The 6,984-nt window shown below is 48.7% G+C and carries 11 protein-coding genes; all 11 read left to right on the top strand.

Annotated elements, in window-relative coordinates; genetic code table 11:
• Positions 1-1,722, top strand: a 1,722-nt coding sequence (locus ABD980_RS01680) for a YadA family autotransporter adhesin (RefSeq protein WP_345369122.1), incomplete at its 5' end; no start/stop codon positions are given.
• 77 nt (positions 1,723-1,799) lie between these two features.
• Positions 1,800-2,573 carry an OmpA family protein gene (locus ABD980_RS01675; protein WP_300648616.1) on the top strand — a complete coding sequence of 258 codons (774 nt, stop codon included), beginning with the start codon at positions 1,800-1,802 and terminating at the stop codon, positions 2,571-2,573.
• A 44-nt stretch (positions 2,574-2,617) separates the two neighbouring features.
• Positions 2,618-3,145: a hypothetical protein gene (locus ABD980_RS01670; RefSeq protein WP_345369118.1), complete on the top strand. Its 528-nt coding sequence runs from the start codon at positions 2,618-2,620 to the stop codon at positions 3,143-3,145.
• A 414-nt stretch (positions 3,146-3,559) separates the two neighbouring features.
• Positions 3,560-3,928: a 50S ribosomal protein L14 gene (gene rplN, locus ABD980_RS01665; RefSeq protein ID WP_260650562.1), complete on the top strand. Its 369-nt coding sequence runs from the start codon at positions 3,560-3,562 to the stop codon at positions 3,926-3,928.
• A gap of 12 nt (positions 3,929-3,940) precedes the next feature.
• Entirely contained in the window at positions 3,941-4,258 is a 318-nt protein-coding gene (rplX, locus tag ABD980_RS01660; RefSeq protein ID WP_260650563.1) for a 50S ribosomal protein L24, read from the top strand.
• A gap of 11 nt (positions 4,259-4,269) precedes the next feature.
• Positions 4,270-4,809: a 50S ribosomal protein L5 gene (rplE, locus tag ABD980_RS01655; protein WP_260650564.1), complete on the top strand. Its 540-nt coding sequence runs from the start codon at positions 4,270-4,272 to the stop codon at positions 4,807-4,809.
• An 11-nt stretch (positions 4,810-4,820) separates the two neighbouring features.
• Positions 4,821-5,126, top strand: a complete 306-nt coding sequence (gene rpsN / locus ABD980_RS01650; RefSeq protein WP_260650565.1) for a 30S ribosomal protein S14 — start codon at positions 4,821-4,823, stop codon at positions 5,124-5,126.
• 10 nt (positions 5,127-5,136) lie between these two features.
• Entirely contained in the window at positions 5,137-5,529 is a 393-nt protein-coding gene (gene rpsH / locus ABD980_RS01645; RefSeq protein ID WP_260650566.1) for a 30S ribosomal protein S8, read from the top strand.
• Between the two features lie 11 nt (positions 5,530-5,540).
• Complete coding sequence (gene rplF, locus ABD980_RS01640) at positions 5,541-6,074, top strand: 50S ribosomal protein L6 (RefSeq protein WP_260650567.1); 534 nt, start codon at positions 5,541-5,543, stop codon at positions 6,072-6,074.
• Positions 6,075-6,095: 21 nt separating this feature from the next.
• The gene (gene rplR / locus ABD980_RS01635) at positions 6,096-6,449 is read left to right on the top strand and encodes a 50S ribosomal protein L18 (protein ID WP_260650568.1); all 354 of its coding nucleotides are present in this window, start codon (positions 6,096-6,098) and stop codon (positions 6,447-6,449) included.
• Between the two features lie 11 nt (positions 6,450-6,460).
• Entirely contained in the window at positions 6,461-6,982 is a 522-nt protein-coding gene (gene rpsE / locus ABD980_RS01630) for a 30S ribosomal protein S5 (RefSeq protein ID WP_260650569.1), read from the top strand.
• Positions 6,983-6,984: the final 2 nt, after the last annotated feature.

Here is a 6,984-nt window from a genome sequence, read left to right as displayed (position 1 = left end):
GGTGAGCTAACGAATAAAGGCTTAGTATTTGGTGCCAACGAGGGTGGTCCATTTACATCTAAGCTGGGTTCCAGAGTGACGGTTGCCGGTGCTCAGGACAATGCTGATTGGTCGAAGTTCGACGAAGGCCAGAACATCATGACGCAGATTGAGCAGGATGCTGATGGCAACAGTGTGATTCGTGTGGCCTTGTCCAAAGACATCGATCTGGGCGAAGAGGGTAGCCTGACGACAGGAAACACAGTCGTAAACAATGCTGGCCTGACGGTGAAAGACGATCAGGGCAACGAGACCTCTACGACAGCGGCAGGCACTACGGTGAAGAATGCCGCTGGTGACACGACTACCGTAGGTGCAGGTTCGATCACGGTGGCAGATGCAGCCGGTAACAGCACAGATATCGGCAGCACGCAGGTCGTGGTGGGCGGAGCAAACCCGGTCACGATCAATGGTGATACCGGCCGAATCGGCGGACTGACCAATACAACCTTTGATCCAAACAACTTCACCAGCGGCCAGGCGGCTACTGAAGACCAGCTCAAGTTAGTCAGTGATGTTGCGAATGCAGGCTGGACGGTGACTGATGCGAAAGGCAAGAGCGCCAATATTGGTCCGAAAGGAGTTGTGACCTTTGTGGGTGATGAGAACATCACGGTCGCGCAAACGGGTGTCGACAATGACGGTAGGGTCGAGGTCAAACTGAATAAAGACATTGACCTGGGTGAAGAGGGCAGTCTAAAGACCGGCGGCACTACCATAAATAATGCGGGTGTTGCGATTGGTGAAGCAGTTCACTTGGGGAGCACGGGCCTAGTCCTAACGGGTGGGCCTAGCATTACCCTAGGTGGCATTAATGCGGGTGATATGCGCATCACCAATGTAGCCGCCGGAACGGCCCCAACTGATGCTGTTAATTATGGGCAGTTAAAACCGATTGAGTCGTTTGTTGGCTTAGATGGTAACGGATCCTTTGCGTATAACGGCGGCCAGCATACATCTTTGAAAGATGTTCTGGATAGCTTGCATTGGAACGTCGAAGCACCAGTTGAGAATGGTAATACAGGGGGGGCAAACACTGGTGGTACCGGTGGTGGTTCTAACACCGGAGGCTCAGGTGGCAGTGGTGTGGGGGATAGTTCTACTCCGATCCACAACGGCAACACCGTGGGCTTCGTGGCCGGTGACAATATCGTCATCTCCAAGACCGAGCGGCCGAATGGTGCAGGTGCGGATATTACGGTAGCAGTCTCCCAGGATATGAAGGTGAATTCCATTACGGCTGTAAAGGTTCAAGCTGATGAAATCCATATTAGCAACGGAGGTCCTATTATTAATGAGAATGGGATCAATATGGGAGGTAAGCACATTACCAATGTAGCAGCGGGCGTCAATGACACCGATGCTGTGAATGTGAGTCAGCTGAATCAGGTTGCGGGTAATCTGCAAGGCCAGGTTAATAACATTCGTCATGATATTCATCGTATGGATAACCGGTTAAGAGCAGGTGTGGCGGCGGCGATGGCAACAGCTTCTTTGCCGCAGGCATACTTGCCCGGTAAGAATATGATGTCTATGGCGGCTGGAACCTGGCGTGGAGAGTCTGGTATGGCCATTGGGTTTTCCGGAATTACCGATAATGGTAAATGGGTATACAAGCTTTCCGGTAATACCTCATCACGTGGTGATTATGGTGGTGCAGTAGGTATTGGTTATCAATGGTAAGTCAGCCTTGATGATAGTTGCATCGGTGCTTTAAGCAGCACCGATGCACAACACTCATATTTAAAGGAATTCATATCATGAAAAGAAGTTGGCTTGGAGCTGCTCTCTTTAGCAGTTTTGTGCTTGTGGGCTGCGGTACCTTGAGTCAGGTCGACTCTAAGGGGGAGACGGATAATCCAGTATTTCCCGAGATCGATAAAGTGACATTTGAAGTAGGTTCCTACCCGAATATTGAAAACTTACGACAAGTTCAGAAAGGAGTGACTCGCGATCAGCTCTATAATTTGCTAGGGCGCCCACATTTCTCGGAAGGGTTTAAAGTTCGTGAGTGGGATTATTTATTCCATTTCAACACGCCCCAAGGTGTCAAAACTTGTCAGTTTAAGGTCCTTTTTGATAAAGATAAGTTAGGCCAGAGTTTTTACTGGAAGCCAAGCGAGTGTGCCTCAGTGTTGGATGATACGCCTAAACCGGAGCCGGAGCGCTCTCTTTCCTTATCGGGCGATGTGGCCTTTGCTTTTGGCAGTGCTGTTTTAACAAGTGCCGGATTAGGTAAGATTTCTGAGCTGGTGGATCAATTGGGTCAGGTAAATGAGCTAGAGCGAGTTGTGGTATCAGGTCATACTGACCATATCGGGAGCTCAGCTTTTAATCAGCGTTTATCTCAACAGCGAGCAGAGGCAGTCAGGCAAGCCTTGATTAGCGCTGGTATTAAGCCAAATATAATTCTTGCGCAAGGTTTTGGTGATCAGCATCCTTTAGTGCACTGTGATCAAGGAAATCGTAGTGACTTAATAGCTTGCTTAGCTCCTAATCGTCGAGTAGAGATTGTGATCAATGCTGTTAAGTAAAACAAATATGGCGTATATATGCGGGATTTTTAATCGGAAAAGAAATGAGATTACTATATAAGTTAGTGACTGTATTGGCTTTGGCCATTGGGTTAACGGCATGTCAGCACACAGCTTCACAAAGAGCCCCAGAGGCTGTAGATCCAGTACCTCCTGTAGTTCAACAAGGAAATACTGGGGGAGCCCAGTCTCAATCACAATCTTCTGTGGTCATTACTTTGCATTTAGCGCAAGAGCAAAAAGAAGATACGTTAGTAGCAGTTGATGTAGGTGGAGAGAACTTATACGCTTTACCTCAACCTGTTTTAACTCAGGCGGACTTGTTGCGAGTGACACCTGTTACTACAGCTGATCAGCGAACCTTTCTTTTATTGGAAATGAATCAAAGAGGATTGGGTAAATTACATAGCATTACAAGACAGGCGCAAGGGCACTTTCTTTTGTTAAGTGTGCAAGGGCAGCTGGCCAGTATTGCACGTATAGGAGAGGTGATAACAGATGGACGCCTGTTAATCCAAACTCAAAATGCTCAGCATACACAGGCTATTTTGAATATGATGAAAGGCGGCTAGTGGGGAATCCATATAGGCCTACCGTTCTTTAGCAAGGAATTAATAGCTAAGTCCGACTTGAGCTTGCTTCTGTTTGACTCTTTTTTGGGTTGGTCAGAAGCAAGCTCTTTTTGTTGTATGAATACGGCATAAATCGTTGGGAGTTAAAGAAAAAGCTTGCCTAAATGCTGTTTTTTGCTAAAATGATAGATTACTTGATTTTAAAATAGTATTTGCTATACAAAAACAAGTAGACCAAACACACGTTTTGTTTCTCGCAAGATTTCAACCCAGGGTTCGGCGCTAAGCTACTACAACCAATTGCAGTGGTTATCAACAACGTCGAATCTGACGGGACCAAAACTGGTTGCGTTGCTTGGTAGACTATAGTTAGTTCGTACCAGGTTGTGCAGTTAAGTTGGAACAGGAAAAATCATGATTCAAATGCAGACCACGCTGGATGTGGCCGACAACACTGGTGCGCGCTCCGTAATGTGCATTAAAGTGTTGGGTGGCTCCAAGCGCCGTTATGCCGCAATCGGTGACATTATTAAAGTCACTGTAAAAGAAGCGGCCCCGCGCGGACGCGTCAAAAAGGGCGAAATTTACAACGCTGTGGTAGTTCGTACTGCCAAAGGTGTTCGCCGCAAAGACGGTTCGTTGATTAAATTTGGTGGCAATGCCGCCGTTTTGCTTAACGCAAAACTAGAACCCATCGGCACCCGTATCTTCGGTCCCGTTACGCGCGAATTGCGTAGCGAGAAATTCATGAAGATCGTGTCGTTGGCACCCGAAGTACTATAAGGAGCCTAGGATATGCAAAAAATCCGTAAAGGCGACGAAGTCATTGTGCTAGCCGGTCGCGACAAACGTCGCCGTGGCACTGTGTTGCGCGTTGATGGTGACCGCGTTGTGGTCGAAGGGATTAACGTTGCTAAAAAACATGTGCGTCCTAACCCCATGGCTGGCGTACAAGGTGGCATCGTAGACAAAACCATGCCTATTCACATCTCTAACGTTGCTTTGATTAACCCCGAAACCGACAAAGCTGATCGCGTTGGTTTTGACGTTGTTGACGGTCGCAAAGTGCGTGTATTTCGCTCCAACGGTAAAGTCGTTGGCGCTAAGGCATAGGGGACGACATCATGGCACGTTTACAAAAATTCTACCGCGATACCGTTGTAGCTGACTTGCAAAAGCAGTTTGGCTACAAAAGCATCATGCAAGTACCTCGTATTACAAAAATCACTCTAAATATGGGTGTTTCCGAGGCCGTTGCTGATCGTAAAGTCATCGACCATGCCGTCGAAGACATGGCGAAAATCGCAGGTCAAAAACCTATTATTACCAAAACCCGCAAAGCGATTGCTGGTTTTAAAATCCGCGAAGATTACCCAATTGGCTGTAAAGTCACATTGCGTGGTCGCCGCATGTACGAGTTCCTCGATCGCTTGATCACCGTGGCATTACCACGTGTTCGCGACTTCCGTGGTGTACCAGCTCGTGCTTTTGATGGCCGCGGTAACTTCAACCTAGGGGTAAAAGAACAAATCATTTTCCCCGAAATTGAATACGACAAAATTGACGCAGTTCGTGGTTTGAACATTAGCATCACCACCTCTGCTAAGACCGACGAAGAAGCCAAAGCGCTATTGAACGCTTTCCGCTTCCCGTTCCGTAACTAAGGGGCGATGACGTGGCAAAACTATCACTCATCAATCGCGATATTAAACGCGCAAAACTGGTCGAGAAATACGCTGCTAAGCGCGCTGCGCTAAAAGCCATTATCGACGATCAGTCTAAGTCCGACGAAGAACGTTATCAGGCGCGCTTGGATCTACAAAAGCTTCCTCGCAATGCCAACCCAACACGTTTGCGTAATCGCTGCGTTGTTACTGGTCGTTCTCGCGGTGTTTACAAACAATTCGGTTTAACTCGTCATAAAATCCGTGAAATGGCGCTCAAGGGCGAAATTCCGGGTATGACCAAAGCTAGCTGGTAGGAGAAATCACATGAGCATGAGCGATCCAATCGCCGACATGTTGACCCGCGTTCGTAACGCACAAATGGTCAACAAGCAGTCGGTATCCATGCCCTCCTCGAAGCTAAAAGCTGCCATTGCAGCAGTGCTAAAAGACGAAGGCTACATTGAAGACTTCCAAGTAACTGGCGATAAAAAGCCTGTTTTGGAAATCACCCTAAAATATTACGCTGGACAACCCGTTATCGAGCGCATCGATCGCGTGTCGCGTCCTGGTCTACGTATCTACAAAGGCAGCAATCAGATCCCTCAGGTGATGAACGGCCTAGGCGTAGCGATTGTTTCCACCTCTCGTGGTGTGATGACTGATCGCAAAGCCCGCGCTGCTGGCGTAGGTGGCGAAGTCCTCTGTTACGTGGCATAAGGAGATCATCAATGTCACGTATTGCAAAATATCCAGTCGCTTTACCTAATGGCGTAGAAACAACCATCGCAGAAGATCAAATCACTGTTAAAGGCCCACGCGGTACTTTAGTTCAGCCTTTGACTGGCGATGTTAAAATCGAGCTAAACGAAGGTCAGCTTACTTTTGTAGCAGCTAACGACAGCCGTCATGCTAAAGCTATGTCCGGTACCGTTCGTTCCTTAGTGAACAACATGGTTACTGGTGTTAGCGCCGGTTTTACCCGTAAACTACTTTTAGTTGGTGTGGGTTTCCGTGCACAAGTACAAGGCAACGCCGTTAAGCTCCAACTTGGTTACTCTCACGACATCGTGCATGAACTGCCCGCTGGTGTGACAGCCGAATGTCCAACCCCAACCGAAATCGTGTTGACAGGTGCGGACAAACAGGTTGTCGGTCAGTGTGCTGCTGAAATTCGCGCTTACCGTCGCCCTGAGCCCTATAAGGGTAAAGGCGTACGCTACGCCGAAGAGCACGTAGCCCTGAAAGAAACCAAAAAGAAATAATCGCACAGGCAAGGACGAATTATGGACAAGAAACAATCTCGTTTGCGTCGTGCAGTGGCAACTCGCAAGAAAATTGCCGAGTTACGCGTACATCGCCTGGCGGTACACCGCACCAATCTGCACATTTACGCCAACATTATCTCGCCCGAAGGCGACCGCGTTTTGGTCAGCGCCTCTTCGGTGGAACCCGAAGTGCGCAAAGAGCTGGCCAATGGTGGCAACGTTGCAGCTGCTGCACTCATCGGCAAACGTGTTGCCGAGAAAGCCAAAGCCGCTGGTATCGAAACCGTTGCATTCGATCGTTCGGGCTTCCGTTATCATGGCCGCGTGAAAGCGTTGGCTGACGCCGCGCGTGAAGCCGGCTTGAAGTTCTAAGGAATTATCAAATGGCTAAAGCACAAGGCAGACAAAATGCCGACCAGGAGCGCGACGACGGCCTGCGTGAAAAAATGATTGCGGTTAACCGCGTCAGTAAAGTCGTCAAGGGTGGTCGTACCATGAGCTTCGCTGCATTAGCAGTAGTAGGTGATGGGGATGGCCGTATCGGGATGGGCAAAGGAAAAGCCCGTGAAGTACCCGTTGCTGTACAAAAGGCCATGGAGCAAGCCCGTCGTGGTTTGTTTAAAGTGGCGCTAAAAGACGGTACGCTACATCACTCCGTAGTTGGTAAGCATGGTGCCTCCACTGTACTTATCTCTCCCGCTGCTGAAGGTACTGGTGTGATCGCCGGTGGTCCTATGCGCGCGATCTTCGAAGTAATGGGTGTACGTAACGTTGTAGCTAAGAGCTTAGGCTCCAGCAACCCGTACAACATGGTTCGCGCAACCCTAAATGGTTTGCGTGCTTGCTCCACACCGGCTGAAATTGCTGCTAAACGTGGCAAAACAGTTGAAGAAATTCTGGGGTAAAT

Source organism: Paenalcaligenes hermetiae (assembly GCF_039543645.1).
Taxonomy (GTDB): domain Bacteria; phylum Pseudomonadota; class Gammaproteobacteria; order Burkholderiales; family Burkholderiaceae_B; genus Paenalcaligenes; species Paenalcaligenes hermetiae.
The sequence above is the reverse complement of the archived record's forward strand: the minus strand, read 5'-3'. Positions and strand labels throughout refer to the sequence as shown.

Excerpts from the sequence above, each read along its gene's own strand:
- rplF (WP_260650567.1), top strand. The coding sequence starts at position 5,541 with ATGTCACGTATTGCAAAATATCCAGTCGCTTTACCTAATGGCGTAGAA.
- rplN (WP_260650562.1), top strand. The coding sequence starts at position 3,560 with ATGATTCAAATGCAGACCACGCTGGATGTGGCCGACAACACTGGTGCG.
- rplR (WP_260650568.1), top strand. The coding sequence starts at position 6,096 with ATGGACAAGAAACAATCTCGTTTGCGTCGTGCAGTGGCAACTCGCAAG.
- rpsH (WP_260650566.1), top strand. The coding sequence starts at position 5,137 with ATGAGCATGAGCGATCCAATCGCCGACATGTTGACCCGCGTTCGTAAC.
- rplE (WP_260650564.1), top strand. The coding sequence starts at position 4,270 with ATGGCACGTTTACAAAAATTCTACCGCGATACCGTTGTAGCTGACTTG.
- rpsE (WP_260650569.1), top strand. The coding sequence starts at position 6,461 with ATGGCTAAAGCACAAGGCAGACAAAATGCCGACCAGGAGCGCGACGAC.
- ABD980_RS01670 (WP_345369118.1), top strand. The coding sequence starts at position 2,618 with ATGAGATTACTATATAAGTTAGTGACTGTATTGGCTTTGGCCATTGGG.
- rplX (WP_260650563.1), top strand. The coding sequence starts at position 3,941 with ATGCAAAAAATCCGTAAAGGCGACGAAGTCATTGTGCTAGCCGGTCGC.
- ABD980_RS01675 (WP_300648616.1), top strand. The coding sequence starts at position 1,800 with ATGAAAAGAAGTTGGCTTGGAGCTGCTCTCTTTAGCAGTTTTGTGCTT.